This window comes from Geothrix campi, from assembly GCF_024609265.1.
Classification (GTDB): Bacteria; Acidobacteriota; Holophagae; order Holophagales; family Holophagaceae; genus Geothrix; species Geothrix campi.
Window position 1 is genome coordinate 447,710 of sequence record NZ_JANHMP010000002.1, and the last position, 20,199, is coordinate 467,908.

The window sequence follows — 20,199 nt, forward strand, 5'->3', positions numbered from 1 at the left end:
GGCGGATGTCAAGCCTCGTCTAGATGGCCCGGAACCGCTAGAATCAAGGCTTCCGGAGCCTCCATGTCCGTTGCCCACGAACCGGCCGTCACCGAATCCCTGGCTCTGGAGCTGGGCCTGTCCAAGGATGAGTGGCAGGTCCTCCTGCGCCTCCTCGATGGCCGCCTGCCCACCTACCCCGAGCTGGGCGTGTTCAGCGCCATGTGGAGCGAGCACTGCTCCTACAAGTCCAGCCGTATCCACCTGAAGAACCTGCCCACGGAAGGCCCCCGCGTGATCCAGGGCCCCGGCGAGAACGCGGGCGTGGTGGACCTCGGCGACGGCTGGGCCGTGGCCTTCAAGATGGAGAGCCACAACCACCCCAGCTTCATCGAGCCCTACCAGGGCGCGGCCACCGGCGTGGGCGGCATCCTGCGCGATGTGTTCACCATGGGCGCCCGGCCCCTGGCCAACCTGAACAGCCTGCGCTTCGGCGAGCTCGACGCCCCGCGCATGAAGGGCCTGGTGAAGGGCGTGGCCGCGGGCATCGCGGGCTACGGCAACTGCATGGGCATCCCCATGCTGGGCGGCGACTGCGCCTTCGACGCCAGCTACAACGGCAACATCCTCGTGAACGCCTTTACCCTGGGCGTGCTGCGCAGCGACAAGATCTTCAAGGGCTTCGCCTCCGGCATCGGCAACAAGATGATGTACATCGGCTCCAAGACCGGCCGTGACGGAATCCACGGCGCCAGCATGGCCTCGGCGGAATTCGGCGAAGGCAGCGAGGAGAAGCGGCCCACGGTGCAGGTGGGCGATCCCTTCACGGAGAAGCTGCTGCTCGAGGCCTGCCTCGAGATTTTCCAGACCGATTGGGTCATCGGCATCCAGGACATGGGCGCCGCGGGCCTCACCTCCAGCAGCTTCGAAATGGCCAGCCGCGCGGGCACGGGCCTGGAGATCCGCCTGGACCAGGTGCCCATGCGCGAGGAGGGCATGACGCCCTTCGAGCTCATGCTCAGCGAAAGCCAGGAGCGCATGCTGCTGGTGGCCCGCCCCGGCTGCGAGGACAAGATCATCGCCGTGCTCCACAAGTGGGGCCTCGACGCCTGCGTGGTGGGCGAGGTCACCGACAGCGGCCGCTTCATCGGCAGCTGGCACGGGGAGCCCGTCATCAACCTGCCCATCCAGCCCCTGGTGGACGCCGCGCCGAAGTACGACCGGCCCCGCCAGCGACCCGGTTACCTGGATGCCGTGGCCGCCGCGCCACTGCCGACAGACCTGAAACCCACCGAGGTGGAGCGCACCCTGCGCCAGCTCATCCAGCAGCCCACGGTGGCCAGCAAGCGGTGGATCTTCGAGCAGTACGACGGCACCGTCCGCAGCAACACGCTGCTGGGCATGGGCCGTGGCGATGCGGGGATCATCCGCGTGAAGGACGAGGCGGGCCAGGACACGGGCAAGGCCGTGGCCATGAGCAGCGACTGCAACAGCCGCTTCTGCTACCTGGACCCCTTCTGGGGCGCGGCCCACGCCGTGGCCGAGGCCTGCCGCAATCTCGCCTGCGTGGGCGCCGAACCCATCGGCCTCACGGACTGCCTGAACTACGGCAACCCCGAGAAGCCCGAGAACATGTGGACCTTCGAGCAGGGCTGCCTGGGCATCCGCCAGGCCTGCCTGGCTCTTGATGTGCCCATCGTCAGCGGCAACGTGAGCCTCTACAACGACACCGAAGGCCAGAGTATCTTCCCCACGCCCATGATCGCGGCGGTGGGCCTGGTGGAGGATTGCGCGGGCCAGGTGGCCGTGGACGCGCCGGACGCCACGGCGCTGTCGAAGGTCGGCAATCGCATCTGCGGCTCGGCCTTCCGCGCCGCCCACGACGGCATCTTCCTGCTGGGCGAGACGCGCGACGAGCTGGGCGGCAGCGAGTATCTCAAGCTCCGAACCGGCAAGGTGCAGGGGGCCTGCCCCGAGCTGCGCCTGGACGAGGAGCTCCGGCTCCAGGCCTGTGTGCGCGAAGGCATCCGCCTCGGGCTCATCCGCAGCGCCCACGACGCCAGCGAGGGCGGCCTGGTGGTCGCCGCGCTGGAGAGTGCCTTTGGCGCGAATGATGGCGAGGGCATGGGCTGCCAGCTCCTGCTGACCAGGGGCGCCCTGCGCCTGGACAGTCTGCTCTTCGGCGAAACGGCGGGTCGCATCGTGGTGAGCGTGAGCCCCGAGGCCGAAGGCAGCCTGGCCACCCTCTGCGCCACCCATCGCGTGCCCTGCGCCAAGATCGGCGCCACGGGCGGTTCCCGGATCACCCTCGCCGTGGATGGCCAGCCCCTGCTGGATGCGGACGCCGCCGACTTGAAGGACCTGCACGCCGGGGCCCTGGAACGCGCGCTGGGTTGACAGACGGGAGCGGCCGGGGAACCCTGAGGCATACCCCGAGGTTTCCATGCGTCTGCCGGTCCTGCTGCTCCTGGCCTCATCACTCGTCGCCACCGGCGTCACCCAGAAAACCGGGAAAGCCCGGCCCTCGGCCGCTGGGGCCGAGGCCTCCCGCCTGGAATCGGAAGCGAAGCGTGCCCGAATCTCCGCGGACCGGCTGAAGGCGGGCGCGGTCAAGGCGGAAACACAGGCGAAGACCGCCGCGGCCAAAGCCAAAGAGGCGGAAACCCGGGCGGCGGACCTTCAGATCCGGGCCTCGGAAGCTCGCGCCAAAGCCGCCGAGGCCGAGGCGAAGGCCGCTTCCGACAAGGCCAGCGAGGCCCGCGTGAAGGCCCGCGAGGCCCAGCAACGGGTGGCCAACCTCAAGGGGGCCAAGGCCAAGCCGGCCAAGCCGGCCGCCAAGCCGGAAACCGCGCCCGCAACCAAGGCCGTGCCTGCCCCCAAGGCCGAGCCGACGCCGAAAGCCAAGACCGAGCCTGCGCCGAAAGCCAAGGCCGAGCCTGCATCCAAGCCCGAACCGGCCCCGAAGCCAGAGCCGGAAAACGTCCCCAAGTGAGCTTTCCCTGGCCACCAGCGCCGCTGATCCAGGAACCCTCCCTCACCTTCCACGTTCAGGAAGCCGAAGCGGTCGGCTTGGCCTGAAGGCTGCTGCCCCGCAAAGGCCTGCCGGAGCTAGATCCCCATGGCGGCCGGAGCCTTCAGCTTGGCGAGGAGGCCCAGCATCAGGTTCTGATCCACTTTCAGGCGGGCCTTGAAGGCAGCGTGGTCCGTGTGGTTGATCTCCCGCTGGATATCTTCGAGGCTGCGATTCACGAGCCGCATGAGGAGATCGGTTTCTTTGGCGTCCAGGTAGAGTTCCATCGGTCCCTCCCACCGGCGCGGTCACCACTCCAGGGAGGCCGCGTTCGCAGCCAATATCAGGTCCCGGAGGCCTTTCCGCCAGTCTCCAGCGGCGCTTAACCTCTCCCACCCAGGAGCCGGGCGGGCAACAGGAACAGCCCCTTCACGATCCCGAAAGCGCCCTCCACCGCGAAGCCGAGGAGTCGGAAGGGCAGCAGCAGCAACCAGACCAGCGGGTAGAGGAGCAGGGCCAGGAGCGCCAGGGGCCAGCAGACCACCAGCAGGATGAGCCAGAGCAAGAACGCGGCCATGGAAGCCTCCCACGGGCCAGGATGGGATCGCCCCGCACCCGGCGCTGGCGCAGATCGGCGAGTGTGCCTCCGGGGTCGGTGGCTGACAGGGGGTAAGATCCTTCCACACACCTCCAAGGAATCACCATGTCGCACCGAGACGAACCCATGACTTTCGACCGTCGCGCCTTCCTGGGCGCGGGCCTGGCCACGGGCGCGGCGGCGCTCGTGGGGGGCGAGGTGAAGGCGACGACCACGGCCAAAGGGCTGGTGCTGGAGGAGGCCACGGTGGATGGCCTCCAGGCGGGTATGGCCGCGGGACGGTGGACCTCGGCGGACCTGGTGAGGCGGTACCAGGCGCGCATCCGGGCCCTGGACCAGGCGGGGCCCCGACTGCACTCGGTCATCGAGCTGAATCCAGACGCCCTGGCCATCGCGAAGGCGCTGGATGCCGAGCGGCAGGCCGGGCAGGTGCGCGGGCCCCTCCACGGCATCCCCGTGCTCATCAAGGACAACATCGATACCGCGGATCGCATGAAGACCACGGCGGGCTCCCTGGCCCTGGCCGATGCCCCGGCGCCGAAGGAGGACGCCTTCGTGGTGAAGCGGCTGCGGGAGGCCGGCGCCGTGCTCCTGGGCAAGACCAACCTCAGCGAGTGGGCCAACTTCCGCTCGACCCGCAGCAGCAGCGGCTGGAGCGGACGCGGCGGGCAGGTCCGCAACCCCTATGCCCTGGACCGCAGTCCCAGCGGCTCCAGCTCAGGCTCGGGCGTGGCGGCGGCGGCGAGCCTCTGCGCCGTAGCCGTGGGCACCGAGACCGACGGCTCCGTCGTGAGCCCCAGCAACGCGAACGGCCTCGTGGGGCTGAAACCCACGGTGGGCCTGGTGAGCCGCAGCGGCATCATCCCCATCTCCAGCACCCAGGACACCGCCGGGCCCATGGCGCGGACCGTGCGCGACGCGGCGATCCTGTTGAATGCCCTCGCGGCCGGTGATCCGAAGGATGCGGCGACCGGGGATCTCGCGGCCCGGCGCGAAAAGGACTACACCCAGTTCCTCGCCGCAGAAGGCCTCCGGGGAGCGCGGCTGCTGGTGGTGAAGAACCTCCTGGGCGTCCACGCACATGTGGACGCCGTCATCCAACCCGCCCTGGCTCTGCTCAAGGCCCGCGGTGCGGTGCTGGTGGAGGTGGAGCTGAAGTCCGCGGCCTATGACGACGCTGAATTCGAGGTGCTGCTCTACGAGTTCAAGGCGGGCCTCAATGCCTACCTCGGCGGGCGGGGTGGTGCCGTGAAGGATCTGGTGGGCCTCATGGCCTTCGACGAGCGCGAGAAGGCCCGGGAGATGCCCTTCTTCGGGCAGGAGATCGTCGCGCAGGCGCAGGCCAAGGGACCGCTCACGGAGGCCGCCTACCTCAAGGCCCTCGAAACCTGCGCCCAGGCCCGGAAGGACATCCTGGGCCTGCTGGAGAAGCACGCGGCCCAGGCCATCGTGGCGCCCACGGGCGGCCCGGCCTGGCTCATCGACCACCTCAACGGGGACAGTTCCAGCCTCAGCTTCTCCAGCCCTGCGGCCGTGGCGGGCTGCCCGCACATCACCGTGCCGGCGGGGTTCGCCTCCGGCCTGCCCGTGGGCCTGTCCTTCATGGGCGCCCCCTGGCAGGAGGGAACCCTCCTGAAGCTGGCCTACGCCTACGAGCAGGCCTCCAAGGCCCGCCGCCCGCCCCGCTTCGCCGCTTCCTGCAGCGTATCCCGTTGACAGCGCCGAGGCCTGGGGACCACGCTTGTGTTCCCTTTCAAGGAGAACTCATGAACCGCGCCCTGTTCGCCCTCCTGTTGGCTGCCTCCCTGGTGGCGGTGGCACAGGAACCCAAGACCAAGCCGGCCGAACCCAAGACCGCCGCTGAACTGAAGGCCGAGAAGAAAGCAGAGAAGAAAGCCAAGAAGGCGGAAGCGGAGAAGAAGGTCGCGGAGACCAAGGCCACCGCCGCGAAGCCCGCCGCTCCCAAGACCGCCGCCGAACTGAAGGCCGAGAAGAAAGCGGAGAAGAAGGCTGAGAAGGACGCCAAGAAGGCGGAAGCCGAGAAGAAGGCCACGGAGGCCAAGGCCGCTGTCGCGAAGCCCGCTCCCGCGCCTGCCGCGAAGCCCATGCCTGCACCGGCGGCGGCTGCGAAGCCGGCTCCCGCACCCGTGCCGGCCCCTGCCGCGAAGCCCGCTCCCATGCCCGCTCCCATGGCCGCCCCCGCCGCTGCGGCCCCCGCCGCTGCGGCCGCCGCTGCAAAGTCCGCGACCCCCAAGACCGCGGCGACCTCGACCGCCATCATCGCCAACAAGGATTCCAAGATCTACCACCGCGCCGACTGCAAGCTGGCCTCGAAGATGAAGGAAGCAAACAAGACCTCCTTCGCCTCCGCAGCGGAAGCCGAGAAGGCCGGCTACAAGGCCTGCAAGGTGTGCAAGCCCTGACCGACCGCCGGATCGCGAAGAGGCCTGCGGGACAGGCCTCGAAGCGAGGATCCGGCGAGGAGGTCATGCCACGGACCGTTGAATGGCTGAACGAGATCCTGTGAAACGATTCCACCCCGCCCCATATGTCTAGGAGGTTCCAATGAAGGTGCTGCTGTCTTTGATGCTGGGTGCTTCGCTGGCGCTCGTGGCGCAGGTTCCCAGCAAGGATGATCTGAAGGGCGCCGCGAATGCGGCGGTGGACAAGGGCCAGACCAAGGTGGACACCAAGGCTGATGAAGCCAAGGCCAAGGCTGACAAGAAGGCTGCGGACGCCAAGGCCAAGGCGGATGCCAAGGCCGGCGCGGTTCCCGTGGCCGGGGATCAGGTGAAGGCCGCCACCGCCAAGGGCGAGGGCGCCGCCAAGACCGGCACCGACAAGGCCAAGGCCAAGTCCAGGAAGGGCACCACCAAAGGCGCCCAGAAAGCCAAGACCGTAACCGAAAAGGTCGCCAAGTAGGCTTCTGGCCAGGCTCAGAAAAGGGCGCCAACCGGCGCCCTTTTCTGATTAGGAGCTGCCCCCTACTTCTTGGGGAACTGCCGATCGTAGGCTTCCTGGGCGTATTCGCTGGGGGGAACCCCGAAGCGGCGCTTGAAGGCGCGGGTGAAGGCGCTGGCGTCGTAGAAGCCGAGGATCTTTGCCACATCGCTGGGGCGTTCGCCGTTGGCCAGCAGGGTGACGGCGCGCTGGAGGCGGCGTTCGATGAGGTACTGGTGCGGCGTGGTGCTGGTGGCTTCGCGGAACAGGCGGATGAAGTGGTCCGGCGTGCAGCGGGCCATGGTGGCCAGCTCCGGCACGCTGTTCTTGGCGCCGATCTGGACTTCCATGTGATCCAGCACCAGCTGCAGAGTCGAGCGGTTCAGGCGGTAGGGGAAGCGGCCCCGGTCCTCCTTCTCCGTCAGGCGGGCCAGTTCGGCACCCAGCAGGATGAGGAAGAGCTCGCGGGTCATGAGCTGCACACCATCCGGATTCGCCAGCTCCTGGGAAAAGATGCTGAACAGCTGCTTGAGGCTGAGGCTGCGCAGCACGGCGAAGCTGGATTCCTGCCACTTCCGCGGTGGATTCTGGAGCGCGGAGAGCAGCGGCTCGGGGAAGGGGCCCTCCATGAACAGCGCCGTGAAGCCGAAGGGCGCGTTCGCGTGGTGGCGCTTCAGGGTGTGGCCGAAGCCCGGCAGCAGCAGGGCCAGGTCGCCAGAGCGGATGACGCCCTCTTCGCGGTCCTCGTTGGTGCACACGCGCACCGCGTGCGTGGGCTGGAGCAACGTCCACGCATCCCGCGCCGGCAGCAGCTTCGCGGGGACGGGGTCCCGTTTGAGGACGGCCAACCGCAGGGGGCCGCTGGTATAGGTTTGGAGGTTTTTGGCTTCAGGTTCGCTCATGGCTCAGGAATAAACAGGCATGCCCATCGGGGCTATCCGGAAGGATGACAGGAAAACTTTTCACAAGGCGTGAAATTTTCACAAGCCCAGGCTGATTTTTTTCCAGGACACCCGGAAGGCCCGTTTCAAACCCTGGCGAATGCCGCTTCCAGGCTCCGGAACACGCCCAGACCGCCCGTGGGGCCCAGCTTCGGGTCCACGGCCCGCTCGGGGTGGGGCATCATGCCCAGCACGTTGCCCCGGATGTTCACGATGCCGGCGATGCCGTTCATGGCGCCGTTGGGCACGTGGTCCGCACCGATCTCACCCCGGGACGAGCAGTAGCGGAAGGCCACGCCGCCCCGGGCCTCCAGGTCCGTCAGGTCCGCGGGGTCCAGCGTGAAGTTGCCCTCGGCGTGGGCCATGGGCACCCGGAACACTTCGCCGGCCTTCATGGCGCGAGTGAAGGGCAGGTCGGTGCGCTCGACGCGCAGGTGCACGTCCGCGTGGATGAAGCGCAGGGATTCGTTGCGCAGCAGGGCGCCGGGCAGCAGCTGGGCCTCGCAGAGGATCTGGAAGCCGTTGCACACGCCCAGCACCAGGCCGCCCTGGTCCGCGTGGCGCTTCACGTCGGCCATGATGGGCGCCAGGGCCGCGATTGCGCCGCAGCGCAGGTAGTCGCCGTAGCTGAAGCCGCCGGGGATGAAGACCAGGTCGGTGTTCTCGGGCAGGCGCGTCTCCTGGTGCCAGACGGGGAGCGTCTCCCAGCCCATCACCGTGCCGCAGGCGTGGAGCGCGTCGTGATCGCAGTTGGAGCCCGGGAAGACCGGGACGGCCACGCGCATCACAACACCTCGATGGAGGCCTTCTCCATCACAGGATTGACCAGCAGCTTGTCGCACATGGCCTGGGCCTTGGCCTTCACCTCGGCCGGATCCGTGCCCGGGACCTCCAGCTCGATGAGGCGGCCGATGCGGACGTGTTCCACTTCGAAGCCGAAACCGTGCAGGCCCTGCTCCACCGCTTTGCCCTGGGGATCCAGGATCCCCGGCTTCAACTGCACCGACACGCGCACCTTCATGGAGCCCTCCGCCCCCCCAGTGTACCTGAGCGGCCCCGGGCCCGGCGGGGAAGGGCGGCCCGGAGGGGGTTGGAATCAGGCTTTTTTCTTCGTACCGAGGCGTTTGGCGGCGGTCTTCGGCGCCCGGTCGGCGCCATCCCACCGGTGGGCCTCCAGGTCCAGGTTGCCCTGGTCGTCCACGGCGATGCCTTCGTCGCGCAGGCGCGCGATCTGCTCGAAGGCGCCCCACCAGCGGCCGCGGCTGGGCACGTAGCCCTGGGTGTTCACCACGCGGTGCCAGGGCAGGTCGGTACCCTCGGGCAGGCCCGACAGCACCATGCCCACCTGGCGCGGGCGCTGGGGGAAGCCCGCCAGCAGAGCCACCTGGCCGTACGAGGCCAGGCTGCCCTCGGGGATGCGCGCCACCACGGCCAGCACGGCCGCGCGGAAATCCCCGGGCGGCGCCGCGGGTTCGATGCGCTTCGCGGGTCGGGGCTTCGGCATCCCCTAGGCCTGCACGCCCGGCCGCTGGTCCGCGGGCATGCGGGAGCGGAAGCCGCCTTCGTAGCTGTGCCAGTGGTCGAGGGATTCCTCGGGGTAGGCCCAGCACCAGTAGCCGTCGCCGGAATCGAAATCCACGAGCCAGAGGCCCTTCACATCGGCTTCCAGGTCCTGCATGCTCTGCTGCCAGGTCTGGACCAGGGTCTGCAGGCGGTCGCGGAGCTGCTCGGCGCGGGCTTCGTCCTTCGCCTCCTCGGCCTGGGTGAGTTCCTCGGCCAGACTGGCGGCCAGTGTGTAGACAGGTTCCGTGACCGCCTTCACTTGCGGCAGCAGGGCCCGCGCTTCGTCCAGGGTGAAAATGCGGCCCATGGCGCCTCCATTGCTCCATGATAAGCCGATGCGGTTCGTGCCCCAGATTCCCTCCAGTTTTGATCCCGGGTCCTGGTTCCCCTTCGCCCCCCTGACCTTGTCGTGGGATGGCCGAGTGCATCCCGACTGGCCCCAGGCCATTCGGCGCGGGCTGGCGGTCCATGCCATCCACGTGCCGGGCCAGGCCCCGCTGGAAGAGGCCCTGGCGGCCCTCCAGGCGGCCCTGGGCCCGGATTTCCTCATCCTGCCCGCGGCCCGGCCGCAGAATCGCGAGGCGGGCTTCCGCCTGCTGGGCACGCTGGAAGCGCTGCTGGAGGCCACCAGCGGCCGGGGCGTGAAGCTCGCCCTGCGGGTCGAGGGCGGCGCCGAGGCCGAGGTGGTGGAGCTGCTGCGGCAGGCCCGGGCCGAGGCCGTGGGCTACTGCTGGCATCCGGGCACCGCTGACGCCGAGCTGCTGGCGGACCGCCTCTGGTGCGGCATCTGCGAGCCCGGCTCGGACCTGCGCCCCCTCCAGAAACTGGGCTACCGCTGGGACATGGCGCTGCCCGCGACGGAGCCCGCCACCTTTCGCGCCCAGGCCGCGGCGTTGGAGGCCGCCCATCCGCCGGTGCTCTTCCCCGCCGAGATGCCCGCCACGGCCCTGGGACGGCCCGTGGTCCCGGATGACAGCGTAGTGTTCGGCCGGCACCTGATCGGTGGCGAACCGCGGGGTCGTTCATGACGCAGACCCTGCTCGTCCTCGCGGGCGAGGATTCCGGCGACCTGCATGGCGCGGAACTGCTGCGCGAGCTGAAGGCCCGGCGTCCCGAGCTGCGGATCATCGGCGTGGGCGGCCCGCGCATGACGCCCTTCCTCGACCGCAAGCTGGCGGACGTGAAGGACCTGGCCGTGGTGGGCTTCGTGGAGGTCATCAAGCACCTGCCGCGCCTCAACCGCCTCTTCAAGCAGATCCTGGCCGCCGCCCAGGAAGAGCACATCGCCGGCGCCCTGTTCATCGACTACCCGGGCTTCAACCTGCGCATGGCCAGGGCGCTGCGGAAGCAGCTGCCCGCCGTGACACTGCACCAGTACGTGTGCCCCCAGGTGTGGGCCTGGAAGAAGGGGCGCATCCCCGAGCTGGGCACGGTGCTCAACACGCTTTACTGCCTCTTCGATTTCGAGCCGGAGCTGTTCCGCGGCTACCCCGTGGATGCCCGCTTCGTGGGCCATCCCCTGGTGGAGGTGGTGCAGGCCGAGTGCGACCGCGCCGCCTTCTTCGCCGAGACGGGCCTCGACCCCGCGCGGCCCCTGGTGGCCCTGCTGCCCGGCAGCCGCAAGGGCGAGATCGAGCGCCTGCTGCCGCCCATGGCGGAGCTGGCCCGGCGCTGGCGCACGGCCCGCCCCGAGGTCCAGTGGGTGCTGCCCGTGGCGCCCACGCTGGATTCGGCCTTCGTGGCCGCCCACCTCGGGGATGCTCCCGTGACGCTGGTGCGGGATCACCCCTACGCGGCCCGTGCCCACGCGGACGCGGCCCTGGTGGCCTCCGGCACCGCCACCCTGGAGACCGCCCTGCTGGGCACCCCCTTCGCCATCGTCTACAAGCTGAACGCCCTCACCTACGAGATGGCCAAGCGCATCGTGAAGGTCCCGCACTTCGGCCTCGCCAACGTCGTCGCCCGCCGCGAAGTGGCCCCCGAGCTGCTGCAGGGCGAGGTCAACCCCGAGCGGCTGGGCGTGGAGCTGGCACGCCTGCTGGACCCCGAGGTAGCTCGGCGCATCCGCGCCGAGCTGGGAGAAGTGCGCGGGCACTTGGGGGAACCCGGCGCTGCGGGGCGCGTGGCCGAGGATCTGCTCCGCAAGCTGGGGGAGTGACCGCAAAAGAAAGAACCGGTCACAAAGAACGCAAAGGGCACAAAAGGACGCTTTTCTTTGTGAGCTATGTGTTCTTTGTGGGTGGTTATCTATGAGGTAGAACCCTTTGCGTAAGGGAGCGGGACGGACCCGCCGCCGTTCAGCTGTTTCGGTCTCTCGTTTCAGGCCGGCCCCTCCCATTCGCGCCAGATTTCGACTCCGTTCGGTGGGGAAATGACCCGTTGATCTGCAATGCGAGTATCGTTCCACCATCCATTTCAGACGACGGGCTCAGTACGGGTCTGGTCGGCAAATTCAAATTCAAAGATAGGTGCCTTCATTGGACAGAGCGAATCAACTGGATGGTTTTAAGGAGTTACCAGTATGCGATGCCGATTGGTTACCCTCCTCTTACTCTGCAGTTTTGGTTGTTTGGTTCTTCCAGTTCCTACCCATGAAAATGTGATCCAAGGGCAACGCAGCACTACCTTGGACGTATCCTTTATCCAAAAACATAAAACATTGAGGTCTGAAATATTTGATAAATTAGGTGCTCCAACCATATGGCTACCGACGCAGCGCATAGCTGTCTATGGTGCAACCTTTGTTCGATCCCATTTGTTTGTGGCGGTGGCTTATGCAGGTGGATTTACCGTTCCCATCACAGAGCGTGAAGCACTGTTTATCGCATTCGACGAGTCGGATCGAGCAATCCTTTGGCGAGTGGGAGAGGCTGATATTCATAGAACTTGGGTCGGTGCATCTATTCATTGGGCAAAGTCAGTGGGCTTAACAGTGAAAGAGCCCCGGGTCGATTTTATAACCAGAGAAGCACCTGCGAACCGCAGCTTGGTATATTTCTACTGTATTAAACATATTAAAATTATCGGCGATCCATGGCCTGGAATACTGTTAAATGGGGCTTTGCTTGGCCAAGTGAGGAAGAAAACCTATTTGCCAGTTGAATTAGATGCTGGCAAGTATACCTTCACCATAGACCCACTTTACTCAAGTACTTCTAAACTGCCCTCTAGACCTGCAATATTCGAGCTTGAGCTCAAACCTGGAGAAACCTCGTACCTCGAATTCCACATAGAAACGGGTTTTAACAAGGATTTTTCTGTTGTTCTCCATCAGCACTCAAAAGAAGAAGCCCTCCCTGTAATCAGAGGTCTACGGGAAACCTGGTAGTCTACACCGCCCAAAAGCAGCACTTAACCTTGCCACCACACCTGACCCTCCGCTCAACTCGGACCCGCCTGCATCGCCTCTGGAGAACTGCTTCTGGGCTCGGCGGTCCACCGAAGCAGAACTCGGTCACTTTCACCCACCCCGCGCCACCCAAGGATGAGGAGGGCCTGATGACCGTTTCCGTCTTTGTGGGTGTGAGCGTGGACGGGTTCATGGCGCGCCCGAATCATGACCTGGATTGGCTGCCGGAGGGGGGCGGGGAGCCGCATGGGTACGAGGAATTCATGGCGGGCATTGATGCCCTGGTGATTGGTCGGAAGACCTTCAAGAAGGTGCTGACCTTCGATCCCTGGCCCTATGGATCCAAGCGGGTAGTGGTGTTGAGCGGCCGTCCGCTCCAGCTGCCGAGCTCCATCGGCAGCAATGTCGAGCAGATGGCCGGCTCGCCAGCCGAGATCGTAGCTCGGCTGGCGGAGCGCGGCGCCACGAAACTCTACGTGGATGGCGGCATCACCATCCAGCGGTTCCTGCGGGCGGGGCTGGTGGACCGCCTCATCATCACCCGGGTCCCTGTGCTGATCGGTGAAGGCATCCCGCTCTTCAGCACCCTGCCTCACGATGTGCACCTGCGCCACATCGCCACCCGGTCCTTCCCGAGCGGGCTGGTCCAGAGCGAGTACGAGGTGCTCCGCTGACGGGCCGGCCCTACTGGCCGCCCCCCTGTCTGTCGTACTTGCCGGGTTGCTCGACGTAGACCGTGGACCCGTCCGGCTGGCTGTTGGAATGCGGGTGGTTCGCCGGGATGAAGATGTAGGAGCCGGGCCCGAAGGGCTGCTCGTGGGCCGGATCGGCCCCGTAGCGGAAGGTGCCCGAAACCACCACGAGCCTCAGGTCGCTGGAATGGGTGCGGACGTCGCTCGTGCTGCCCACGGGGAACTTGAGGAAACCTCGCCAGGCCCCCGAGGCATGGTGGCCCTGGATTTCCGAAACCAGGACGCCGGGCCTCTTGGCGGAAAGCTCCTCCCAGGAGAGCTTGTCGGCGGCGAGGGCCACCGCCTTGCCAGGGGCCTCGCCGCCTTGGGCGAAGGGCGCGAGGGCCAGCAGGCCGACGATCATGACCGAGGGAAGTGCGAAGGACCTGGAACGTGGGATCCGCATGGCCTCCTCCTTGTAGAAAGCCCGCACCGGGCAGACAGACAATAGGCTCCTGCCACGCCTGTCGCAACAAGCAGTTCGCCCTGGGGCAAAGGCCACTTTCCGGCCCGGCGTAGGGTATTGTCAAAACCTCTAAACCCATTCCGGGCTTGGAGCATCCAAGAGATGGATGTGCGCGGAGGTGCCCATGCTGCCCAGTCTGCTGATGCTTCCCATGGTGGTCCTCCAGGCCCCGGCGCCCCTGCCGGTGGTGGAGGCCAAGGATCTGCCCAAGGCCCCGCGGGGTCCCATGGTGCCCCATCGCCGGGATCCTGGGGCGGAGGCGGGCATCCTGGGCGAGACCCGGCAGGGGGCCCGCAAGGGGCCGTCCATCCCGGCGCTGCAGCTGCCGGCAGGCAGTGTCCGGGTGACGGACAAGATCCCCGACATGAGCGGCCGACGGGCCTATGCCATCGAGGTGCCCGCAGGCGGCAAGGTGAAGGTCCAGGTGGTGGAGGGCCGCAAGGCCTGGTTCCGGGTGCTGGCGGTGAACGCCTGGGGGCAGGAGGAACCCGGTCTGCTCCAGAATCGGATTCCCACCGGCGAACCCCAGGCCACCTACGAGAATCCCACGAAGGAGACGCGCACCATCTACTTCATCGTGGACACGAAGGACGCCAACATGACCGGCGAGCCCTTTACCATCGACGTGACCTGCGGCTGAGGGATCCTCCGACGAGCGGGGGTTTCTCCGGTCCCAGTGGGGTCAGCCTTCACGGCTTTCAACAGCCTCCACGAAGGGCACGAAGAGGAAGGCCGAAGGCACGAATGCGGGCCCCGGCATCCGGTCCAGGACATCCGGGCCTGGGCGGCGGCCAACGCAGCACCTGGAGGCCGCCCCTAGCCGCCGCCCCGAAAAGGGGTGTCCGCGATGGGTCGAGCTCCATTCGCGCCCTTCGTGCACCCGCAGGGTGCTTTCGTGTTCTTCGTGGAGATCTTTTTCCTTGAAGCTCGCCGATGACTGGATTCCGCTTTTCCAGATGCGCTCGTGGATCTACAGCGCCTTCGGCGGGTCGCCGGGCAGGCGCTGGAGGCGGAGGGGCAGGGCGTCGTGGAAGGCCTTCTTCAGGGCTTCCGGCGCGCTCCGCCAGGCTTTCATGGCCGCGGCGCGGGTGGAGAAGGCGCCATAGCAGGCCTGCCACCAGCGGAAGCCGTCGGGGCGCACGTAGGGCAGCACCAGCACGTCGGGCGCCTTGGGACCAGCGGCCCGGGCCACCTGCTTGAGGCCGTCGGCGCGGCCGGAGACCACCAGCCGGAGCGTCCAGGAGCCCTGGGGCGCGGCGGCCCGCTGGGTGGCGCCCCGGTGCAGGGCCTCCTGGAGATCCATGTGCTCCAGGGGCTTCACGGCCTCGTCGGGATCGGCCAGATCTTTTTCCGTGAGCACCCGGCGGGGCGCCTCCACCTGGATTTCGAGGCTGCGCGAGGAGCCGCCCAGGATGTTGCTCACGCTGAGGGTGTAGACCGTGGTCTTGTCCGGGACCACGGCGATGCTGGACTGGCCGTCCAGCTCGAGGCCGCCGGGCTCCAGGCGCACCTTGGCATCGCCCTGGCAGATCCACTTCAGGTCCACCTGCTCGCCGGGCTTCACCACCAGGCGGCTCGCCTCGAAGCTGCAGACGCTGGCTGTGGAACTCTTAGCGGCCTTGGCGAGGGCCAGGGCCTGGTGACCCAGCACCGCCACCTCCACGGTGCGGCTCTGACCGCCGGCGGCGTTGTTGGCGGTGATGGTGTAGCGGGTGCTCTCCAGAGGCGTGACGGTGACTTCACTCTTGCCGTCGAGCTCGAGCCCGCCAGGCTCCAGACGTACCTTGGCGCTGCCCGCGCATTCCCACTTCAACACCACGGGATCGCCCGGCAGCACGGCCTTGGCGCTGGCGTCGAAGGCGCAGATGCGGGCGGCCTCGCCCAGGGGCAGGCCGGGGGTGACGCGCACTTCCGCGTGGCCGAGTTCAGCGCCGCCAGGTTCGGTGCCGGGGCCCGCATCGAAGAGGCGGTAGGTCGTCGTGTAGGCGGGTCGCAGCGTCACCTGGGAACGGCCCGGCAGGATCATGCCGCCGGGCTCCAGCCGCACCTGGGGGGACCTGGGGCAGACCCACGTCAGCAGCACCGATTCGCCGGGACGCACCTCGTTCGGCTCGGCGATGACGACCACGACGGGGGACGAGGCCGGGGCCTGAGCGTAAAGGGCCACCAGGGGCAGAAGCGGAAGCATGCTGCGAGTGTACCGCCGGAAGGGTCGCCGGGGTGGCCGGGCTGGGGACCGGTTGAAATCAGAGATAGTGGACAGGCGATGTAGACTTTTTGCGAATATCCCGGCTTCCTCGAAGGATGGACGTGCGGCCCGAGTGGATGGTCGGCTCCTGATGGTGTCCTGTTCCGGCGACTCCCATGGCGACTCAGACTGCCAGTCCACTCCAGCCCGGTGATGTGGTCGGCCGCTACCGGGTGGAGGCCTTCGTCGCGGAAGGCGGCATGGGCCAGGTGTTCCGGGGCTGGGACCTCAGCCTGGAGCGTCACGTCGCCCTCAAGATCATCCGGGCGGATCATGCGCGCCAGACCGCCGCTCTGGCGCGATTCCAGCGGGAGGCCCAGATCCTCGCCAAGCTCGACCACGCGGGGATCTGCCATGTGTACGACTGGCTGGATCACCACGGAACCCTGGTCATGGCCATGGAGTGGGTGGAGGGAACCCCTCTCTCGACGCTGCTGGAACAGGGCCCTCTGCCGCTGCCGAAGGCGCTCCGGATGCTCCGGGAGGTGGCCCTCGCCCTGGCGGCCGCCCACGCCAAGGGCGTCATCCATCGGGATCTGAAGCCGTCGAACATCCTGATCACGCCGGAGGGCTCGGCCAAGCTGCTCGATTTCGGGCTGGCCAAGGATGATGTGGGAGCCGCCCCGGAGGCCCTGTGGGACACCCAGTCCACGCCGCCGGAGGAAGCCGCCACGACCGCGACCAGCTCGGGCGCGAAGATCCCGCTCACCCGGCCCGGCGCGGTCATGGGGACGCGGGGGTTCATCGCCCCGGAGCTGCTGCTGGGGGAACCCGCCACGCTGGCGACGGACATGTACGCGCTCGGGGTGATCGCCTCCCTGGCCCTGGCGGGTGACCCACCCCCGGCCAAGGCGGGGACCCCGGTTCCCTGGACCCGGCGCGTGCTCAAGTGGCGATCCGGCCAGGGGCCGCATGCCCCGGGGCCTCCACACGGGCCCCATGCCCTCCGGATGCTGGTGGATCGCCTGCTGTCGCTGGATCCGGAAACCCGCCCCCGGGCCCAGGAGGTGGTGCAGGTGTTGGATCAGATCCAGGCGCCGACTTCGCCGGTGTGGTGGGCGGCCGCCACGGCCGTGATCACGCTGGGCGTGGCCGGGTTCGGCGTCTGGGCCTATGGTCGGGGCGCCATCCCGGAGTTCTCGGCCTCGCACCACGCCCGGCTGGTGGTGGTGCCGGTCCGGAGCCTTACCTCGGCCCCCGGTCTCACCGCCGCCACGGAGGTGGCCACCACCGACCTCCTTGAACACATCCTCCGCACCTTCCCCCAGGTGAAGGTGGTCCAGGACCGGGACCGGGGGCAGACCCCGCCCCGGCTCGAGGCGCCCGCGGGAGAGACCGCCGAGGCGGCCGAGCGCGAGTTCGTGCGGCGGCTCGTGAACCGCACGGGCGCGGACCTGGTGGTGCTGGGCGAGATCCTGCGGCCGCCCGGTTCGGCGCAGACCTCGCTGCGGGTGAGGCTGCTGGACCGCCAGGGCCGCCTGAGGGCGAGCCGTGAGGTGCTGTCCCGGGCCTTGGAGTACGAACCCAACCAGGCGGTGCCGGCCGTCCTCCAGGGGCTGAACCGGAGTCTGTCGCCGTTGGGCCGCTCCCCGGCCTTTCCGGCCATGCCCTCGAAGGAAGCTCTCGACGCCTACGGCCTGGGCCTCGATCTGGCCCAGCAGGGCGATGCGGCCCGGGCCCTGCCCTGGCTGGAGAAGGCAGTCTTCCAGGCGCCGAACTACGCGCCGGCCCTGACCCGGTACGGCTGGACGCTGCTGGTCAAAGGGGACCCCAGGACGTTTCCCACCCTCATGTGGGCGAGGACGGTGGCCCGGGAATCGGGAGACCGTTTCTCCGAGGCCCAGGCGCTGATCAACCTGGCTCTCCTCGCCCGGCGGAACGACCGGCCCGATGCGGAGGAATCGCTGCTGGAAGAGGCCCTGACTCTTGCCCAGGCCTCCGCGGACCGGGATCTCCAGGCGCAGGTCCTGGATGAGATCGGAGTCCATCAGATCAACCGAGGGGACCATCGCGCGGCAGAACTCGCGCTCAATCCCGCTCTCCAGATGGCCACCGAGATGGGCAACCGCCGGCTGCGTGCCCATATCCTGGTGAACCTTGCCAACGTGGCCAAGTACCGGGGGCTGAGCGGCGAGGCGCGGGAGCTGTATCTCCAGATCATCGCCGAGGCCACCGTGCTGGAAGACCCCAGGCTCGAGGCGGTCAATCGGAACAACCTGGCCATCCTGGACCTAGAGGAGGGGCGGCTGGGATCGGCCGAGCAGGCTTTCCAGAGGGTCCTGGCCCTGCGGCGGGAGTTCGGCGATGTGGAGGGCGAATGCCGGGTGCTGATGAACCTGGGCATCGCGGCCTACATGCAGGGGGCCTACGAGCGGGCGTCGGAACGCTACGAGGAGGCCCTGGGCGGGGCGCGGAAGCACGACCTGCTGCTGGTCCAGGGCCGCTGCCTCTACCGGCTCGGGGATGTCCTGAGGGTCCAGGGGAAGCTGGCCCCGGCGGCCCTGCGCCTGGAGGAGGCCCTGGTGCTGCTGCGGACGAAGGGGACGCCAGGGAATCAGGCCGAGGCCCTGGCCGCGCTCGCGGAATGCCGGGCGCGCCAGTCCAATCCCGCGGAAGCCGAGCGTCTGGTCGAGGAAGCGCAGCGCATCGCCGGGGAGGGGCCGCAGATCTGGCGGGCCCGGGCCTGGGTCATGCACCAGCGGGGCCGGGCGAAAGAGGCCCTGGACTGCCTGTCCCGCGCCCTGGAGGACCCCCGGAAGGAGGATCCCGAGCACCGCGGGGAGATCCGCGCCCTGATCACCGCCTGGCGGAAGCGGCCTTGACAGAGGCCATTCTTGGATGGATGGTGAGCCGGCTTTTAACCAGCTCCATCCTGACGTGAGGAGGAACCATGTCCCACCGGACCTGGAAATGGAATCCCGACAAATCCATCACCATCACCCTCCAGGTCGAGGGCGAATGGACGCTGACTGGCCCGGACGGGAGTACCCGGAAGGAGCCGAAGGGCGAGTACAAGCTCTCCTTCACGGCCAAGTCCCCCACTTCCCTGTCCAGGATGATCATTGATCCGGATCCCGGGGGCGGGACGCTCGTGCATACGTGACGGTCAGTTCCCCAGGTAGGTGAACCAGAACCGCACGCCCAGGTACGCGCCGTCATACCCCTCGGGCAGCCGCTGGAGGGGCGCGGCGCGCAGGACGGCCATGCGGGCGCTTTCGTCCATGGCGGCGTTGCCGCTGGGGATCTCCACCCGCACGCGGTCGAGGCTGCCGTCCCGGGCGATGCGGAAGTAGATCTGCACGCGGCCCTGGGTGCTGGACACCCGGTTCCAGTTCGACGTGATGCGGGCCTGCACCTGCTGCAGGTACCACACGAAGGGGAAGTTGCCGTCCACTCCGCCCACCAGGCCCACGCCGCCCTGGACGCCGGAGGTGGGGTTCAGGCCCGGGATGCCCGAGCCCGCGCCGAAGGCCGCCCCGTTGCCGGAGCCCACGGCGCCAGCCACGGGGTTGGGCGAGGCGGTCTTGCCCTTGGCGGCGGTGGTGCCCGTGCCCTGGCTCGCCGTGTCCTTGCTGTCGCCCTTGGCTGCGGACTTGGTCGTCTTCGTGGCGAAGGGATCCGGGGCCGTGGCCGAAGGGGAGGTGTCTCGGACGGGAGCCACCTCCTCCACCCGCCGCAGGCGCTCGCCGGTCTTGCCCACCTCCATGGCGTCGGACCCGCCGGAGCTGCCGCCCATGGCCGCGGGCAGGTTTACCCAGGTGACCTTGACCTCTTCGGCCTGCCCGGAACCGCCGCCCCTGGGCCAGAAGAAGGCCACGCCGACGGTCAGGTGCAGGGCCAGGCTCAGGGCCAGGCCCGGCCCCCAGCGGAGCTCGCCCAGGTGGGCGCGCGTGCGGAGGTAGGCCTGGAGGTCCTGGCTCATTTCGCTTCGGCAGCTGGCGCGGCGATGGGCGCCGCGGCGGTGACGAAGCCCACCTGGGTGAAGCCCGCCTCGCGGATGGCATCCACCACCTGGATGACGCGGCCGTAGGGCACGTTGTGGTCGGCCCGCACCAGCACGGGCCGCTTGCCGCCGCTCTGGGCCTTGGCCTTCAGCTGGTTCGCGAGGACGGGCAGGGCCAGGAAAGCCTTGTCGAACTGCAGGCGGCCGTCGAAGGTGATCGACACCGTGAGGGCTTCACTCTCCAGGTTCCGGCCCGTCCGGCTCTCCGGCAGCTTCACGTCCACGCCGGTCATCATCATGGGGGCCGCGATCATGAAGATGATCAGCAGCACCAGCATCACGTCGATGAGCGGCGTCATGTTGATGTCGGCCATGGCGCCGCGCCTGCTGCCTGGAGTGAATGACACGGGCACCTCGAACGAAGAGCTTCC

The 20,199-nt window shown here is 68.0% G+C and carries 23 protein-coding genes; 12 read left to right on the forward strand and 11 right to left on the reverse strand.

Annotated elements, in window-relative coordinates; genetic code table 11:
• Positions 1-63: 63 nt before the first annotated feature.
• Entirely contained in the window at positions 64-2,376 is a 2,313-nt protein-coding gene (gene purL / locus NOV65_RS11175) for a phosphoribosylformylglycinamidine synthase subunit PurL (protein WP_257306538.1), read from the forward strand.
• Between the two features lie 46 nt (positions 2,377-2,422).
• Positions 2,423-2,971: a hypothetical protein gene (locus NOV65_RS11180; protein WP_257306670.1), complete on the forward strand. Its 549-nt coding sequence runs from the start codon at positions 2,423-2,425 to the stop codon at positions 2,969-2,971.
• 116 nt (positions 2,972-3,087) lie between these two features.
• On the opposite strand, the gene NOV65_RS11185 is transcribed toward NOV65_RS11180, so the two are convergent.
• Both NOV65_RS11185 and NOV65_RS11190 read right to left on the reverse strand, forming a co-directional pair.
• Positions 3,088-3,276: a hypothetical protein gene (locus NOV65_RS11185; RefSeq protein ID WP_257306539.1), complete on the reverse strand. Its 189-nt coding sequence runs from the start codon at positions 3,274-3,276 to the stop codon at positions 3,088-3,090.
• Positions 3,277-3,371: 95 nt separating this feature from the next.
• Positions 3,372-3,566, reverse strand: a complete 195-nt coding sequence (locus NOV65_RS11190) for a hypothetical protein (RefSeq protein WP_257306540.1) — start codon at positions 3,564-3,566, stop codon at positions 3,372-3,374.
• A gap of 126 nt (positions 3,567-3,692) precedes the next feature.
• Between NOV65_RS11190 and NOV65_RS11195 the strand changes: the two genes are divergently transcribed.
• The 3 genes from NOV65_RS11195 (at position 3,693) to NOV65_RS11205 (ending at position 6,509) form a co-directional block, all read left to right on the forward strand.
• Entirely contained in the window at positions 3,693-5,303 is a 1,611-nt protein-coding gene (locus NOV65_RS11195; protein ID WP_306672090.1) for an amidase, read from the forward strand.
• A gap of 50 nt (positions 5,304-5,353) precedes the next feature.
• On the forward strand, positions 5,354-6,010 hold the full coding sequence (locus tag NOV65_RS11200) for an Ada metal-binding domain-containing protein (RefSeq protein WP_257306541.1): 657 nt from the start codon (positions 5,354-5,356) through the stop codon (positions 6,008-6,010).
• Positions 6,011-6,152: 142 nt separating this feature from the next.
• The gene (locus NOV65_RS11205) at positions 6,153-6,509 is read left to right on the forward strand and encodes a hypothetical protein (RefSeq protein ID WP_257306542.1); all 357 of its coding nucleotides are present in this window, start codon (positions 6,153-6,155) and stop codon (positions 6,507-6,509) included.
• Between the two features lie 62 nt (positions 6,510-6,571).
• On the opposite strand, the gene NOV65_RS11210 is transcribed toward NOV65_RS11205, so the two are convergent.
• The 5 genes from NOV65_RS11210 to NOV65_RS11230 form a co-directional block, all read right to left on the reverse strand.
• Positions 6,572-7,429: a helix-turn-helix domain-containing protein gene (locus NOV65_RS11210; protein ID WP_257306543.1), complete on the reverse strand. Its 858-nt coding sequence runs from the start codon at positions 7,427-7,429 to the stop codon at positions 6,572-6,574.
• A gap of 125 nt (positions 7,430-7,554) precedes the next feature.
• Positions 7,555-8,253: a phosphoribosylformylglycinamidine synthase subunit PurQ gene (gene purQ / locus NOV65_RS11215; protein WP_257306544.1), complete on the reverse strand. Its 699-nt coding sequence runs from the start codon at positions 8,251-8,253 to the stop codon at positions 7,555-7,557.
• Positions 8,253-8,489 (reverse strand): phosphoribosylformylglycinamidine synthase subunit PurS, encoded by a 237-nt coding sequence (gene purS, locus NOV65_RS11220; RefSeq protein ID WP_257306545.1) that lies wholly within the window; start codon positions 8,487-8,489, stop codon positions 8,253-8,255. Before purS ends, purQ begins: the two co-directional genes overlap by 1 nt.
• Positions 8,490-8,564: 75 nt before the next feature.
• Positions 8,565-8,972 (reverse strand): MGMT family protein, encoded by a 408-nt coding sequence (locus NOV65_RS11225; RefSeq protein ID WP_257306546.1) that lies wholly within the window; start codon positions 8,970-8,972, stop codon positions 8,565-8,567.
• A gap of 3 nt (positions 8,973-8,975) precedes the next feature.
• Positions 8,976-9,338, reverse strand: coding sequence for a DUF2203 domain-containing protein (locus NOV65_RS11230; protein ID WP_257306547.1), 363 nt, complete (start codon positions 9,336-9,338; stop codon positions 8,976-8,978).
• A gap of 28 nt (positions 9,339-9,366) precedes the next feature.
• Here NOV65_RS11230 and NOV65_RS11235 point away from each other — a divergent pair, with 28 nt between their 5' ends.
• From NOV65_RS11235 to NOV65_RS11250, 4 genes are all read left to right on the forward strand, one after another.
• Positions 9,367-10,059: a hypothetical protein gene (locus NOV65_RS11235; RefSeq protein ID WP_257306548.1), complete on the forward strand. Its 693-nt coding sequence runs from the start codon at positions 9,367-9,369 to the stop codon at positions 10,057-10,059.
• Entirely contained in the window at positions 10,056-11,189 is a 1,134-nt protein-coding gene (gene lpxB / locus NOV65_RS11240) for a lipid-A-disaccharide synthase (protein WP_257306549.1), read from the forward strand. Before NOV65_RS11235 ends, lpxB begins: the two co-directional genes overlap by 4 nt.
• A gap of 375 nt (positions 11,190-11,564) precedes the next feature.
• Positions 11,565-12,359, forward strand: a complete 795-nt coding sequence (locus NOV65_RS11245) for a DUF2846 domain-containing protein (protein WP_257306550.1) — start codon at positions 11,565-11,567, stop codon at positions 12,357-12,359.
• Between the two features lie 170 nt (positions 12,360-12,529).
• On the forward strand, positions 12,530-13,054 hold the full coding sequence (locus NOV65_RS11250; RefSeq protein WP_257306551.1) for a dihydrofolate reductase family protein: 525 nt from the start codon (positions 12,530-12,532) through the stop codon (positions 13,052-13,054).
• 10 nt (positions 13,055-13,064) lie between these two features.
• Here NOV65_RS11250 and NOV65_RS11255 read toward each other — a convergent pair whose 3' ends face one another.
• On the reverse strand, positions 13,065-13,517 hold the full coding sequence (locus tag NOV65_RS11255) for a DUF4437 domain-containing protein (RefSeq protein WP_257306552.1): 453 nt from the start codon (positions 13,515-13,517) through the stop codon (positions 13,065-13,067).
• A gap of 184 nt (positions 13,518-13,701) precedes the next feature.
• On the opposite strand from NOV65_RS11255, the gene NOV65_RS11260 reads away from it, so the two are divergent.
• Complete coding sequence (locus NOV65_RS11260) at positions 13,702-14,217, forward strand: hypothetical protein (RefSeq protein ID WP_257306553.1); 516 nt, start codon at positions 13,702-13,704, stop codon at positions 14,215-14,217.
• A 330-nt stretch (positions 14,218-14,547) separates the two neighbouring features.
• On the opposite strand, the gene NOV65_RS11265 is transcribed toward NOV65_RS11260, so the two are convergent.
• The gene (locus NOV65_RS11265) at positions 14,548-15,765 is read right to left on the reverse strand and encodes a hypothetical protein (RefSeq protein WP_257306554.1); all 1,218 of its coding nucleotides are present in this window, start codon (positions 15,763-15,765) and stop codon (positions 14,548-14,550) included.
• Between the two features lie 176 nt (positions 15,766-15,941).
• On the opposite strand from NOV65_RS11265, the gene NOV65_RS11270 reads away from it, so the two are divergent.
• Together NOV65_RS11270 and NOV65_RS11275 are read left to right on the forward strand one after the other, a co-directional pair.
• The gene (locus tag NOV65_RS11270) at positions 15,942-18,647 is read left to right on the forward strand and encodes a protein kinase domain-containing protein (RefSeq protein ID WP_257306555.1); all 2,706 of its coding nucleotides are present in this window, start codon (positions 15,942-15,944) and stop codon (positions 18,645-18,647) included.
• 68 nt (positions 18,648-18,715) lie between these two features.
• The gene (locus NOV65_RS11275; protein ID WP_257306556.1) at positions 18,716-18,928 is read left to right on the forward strand and encodes a hypothetical protein; all 213 of its coding nucleotides are present in this window, start codon (positions 18,716-18,718) and stop codon (positions 18,926-18,928) included.
• Between the two features lie 3 nt (positions 18,929-18,931).
• On the opposite strand, the gene NOV65_RS11280 is transcribed toward NOV65_RS11275, so the two are convergent.
• On the reverse strand, positions 18,932-19,747 hold the full coding sequence (locus tag NOV65_RS11280) for an energy transducer TonB (RefSeq protein ID WP_257306557.1): 816 nt from the start codon (positions 19,745-19,747) through the stop codon (positions 18,932-18,934).
• Positions 19,744-20,175: an ExbD/TolR family protein gene (locus tag NOV65_RS11285; RefSeq protein ID WP_257306558.1), complete on the reverse strand. Its 432-nt coding sequence runs from the start codon at positions 20,173-20,175 to the stop codon at positions 19,744-19,746. The genes NOV65_RS11280 and NOV65_RS11285 overlap by 4 nt, the downstream gene beginning before the upstream one ends.
• Positions 20,176-20,199 lie beyond the last annotated feature (24 nt).

Coding starts and splice junctions, on each gene's coding strand:
- purL (WP_257306538.1), top strand. CDS start 64: ATGTCCGTTGCCCACGAACCGGCCGTCACCGAATCCCTGGCTCTGGAG.
- NOV65_RS11180 (WP_257306670.1), top strand. CDS start 2,423: ATGCGTCTGCCGGTCCTGCTGCTCCTGGCCTCATCACTCGTCGCCACC.
- NOV65_RS11185 (WP_257306539.1), bottom strand. CDS start 3,276: ATGGAACTCTACCTGGACGCCAAAGAAACCGATCTCCTCATGCGGCTC.
- NOV65_RS11190 (WP_257306540.1), bottom strand. CDS start 3,566: ATGGCCGCGTTCTTGCTCTGGCTCATCCTGCTGGTGGTCTGCTGGCCC.
- NOV65_RS11195 (WP_306672090.1), top strand. CDS start 3,693: ATGTCGCACCGAGACGAACCCATGACTTTCGACCGTCGCGCCTTCCTG.
- NOV65_RS11200 (WP_257306541.1), top strand. CDS start 5,354: ATGAACCGCGCCCTGTTCGCCCTCCTGTTGGCTGCCTCCCTGGTGGCG.
- NOV65_RS11205 (WP_257306542.1), top strand. CDS start 6,153: ATGAAGGTGCTGCTGTCTTTGATGCTGGGTGCTTCGCTGGCGCTCGTG.
- NOV65_RS11210 (WP_257306543.1), bottom strand. CDS start 7,429: ATGAGCGAACCTGAAGCCAAAAACCTCCAAACCTATACCAGCGGCCCC.
- purQ (WP_257306544.1), bottom strand. CDS start 8,253: ATGCGCGTGGCCGTCCCGGTCTTCCCGGGCTCCAACTGCGATCACGAC.
- purS (WP_257306545.1), bottom strand. CDS start 8,489: ATGAAGGTGCGCGTGTCGGTGCAGTTGAAGCCGGGGATCCTGGATCCC.
- NOV65_RS11225 (WP_257306546.1), bottom strand. CDS start 8,972: ATGCCGAAGCCCCGACCCGCGAAGCGCATCGAACCCGCGGCGCCGCCC.
- NOV65_RS11230 (WP_257306547.1), bottom strand. CDS start 9,338: ATGGGCCGCATTTTCACCCTGGACGAAGCGCGGGCCCTGCTGCCGCAA.
- NOV65_RS11235 (WP_257306548.1), top strand. CDS start 9,367: ATGCGGTTCGTGCCCCAGATTCCCTCCAGTTTTGATCCCGGGTCCTGG.
- lpxB (WP_257306549.1), top strand. CDS start 10,056: ATGACGCAGACCCTGCTCGTCCTCGCGGGCGAGGATTCCGGCGACCTG.
- NOV65_RS11250 (WP_257306551.1), top strand. CDS start 12,530: ATGACCGTTTCCGTCTTTGTGGGTGTGAGCGTGGACGGGTTCATGGCG.
- NOV65_RS11255 (WP_257306552.1), bottom strand. CDS start 13,517: ATGCGGATCCCACGTTCCAGGTCCTTCGCACTTCCCTCGGTCATGATC.
- NOV65_RS11260 (WP_257306553.1), top strand. CDS start 13,702: ATGCTGCCCAGTCTGCTGATGCTTCCCATGGTGGTCCTCCAGGCCCCG.
- NOV65_RS11265 (WP_257306554.1), bottom strand. CDS start 15,765: ATGCTTCCGCTTCTGCCCCTGGTGGCCCTTTACGCTCAGGCCCCGGCC.
- NOV65_RS11270 (WP_257306555.1), top strand. CDS start 15,942: ATGGCGACTCAGACTGCCAGTCCACTCCAGCCCGGTGATGTGGTCGGC.
- NOV65_RS11275 (WP_257306556.1), top strand. CDS start 18,716: ATGTCCCACCGGACCTGGAAATGGAATCCCGACAAATCCATCACCATC.
- NOV65_RS11280 (WP_257306557.1), bottom strand. CDS start 19,747: ATGAGCCAGGACCTCCAGGCCTACCTCCGCACGCGCGCCCACCTGGGC.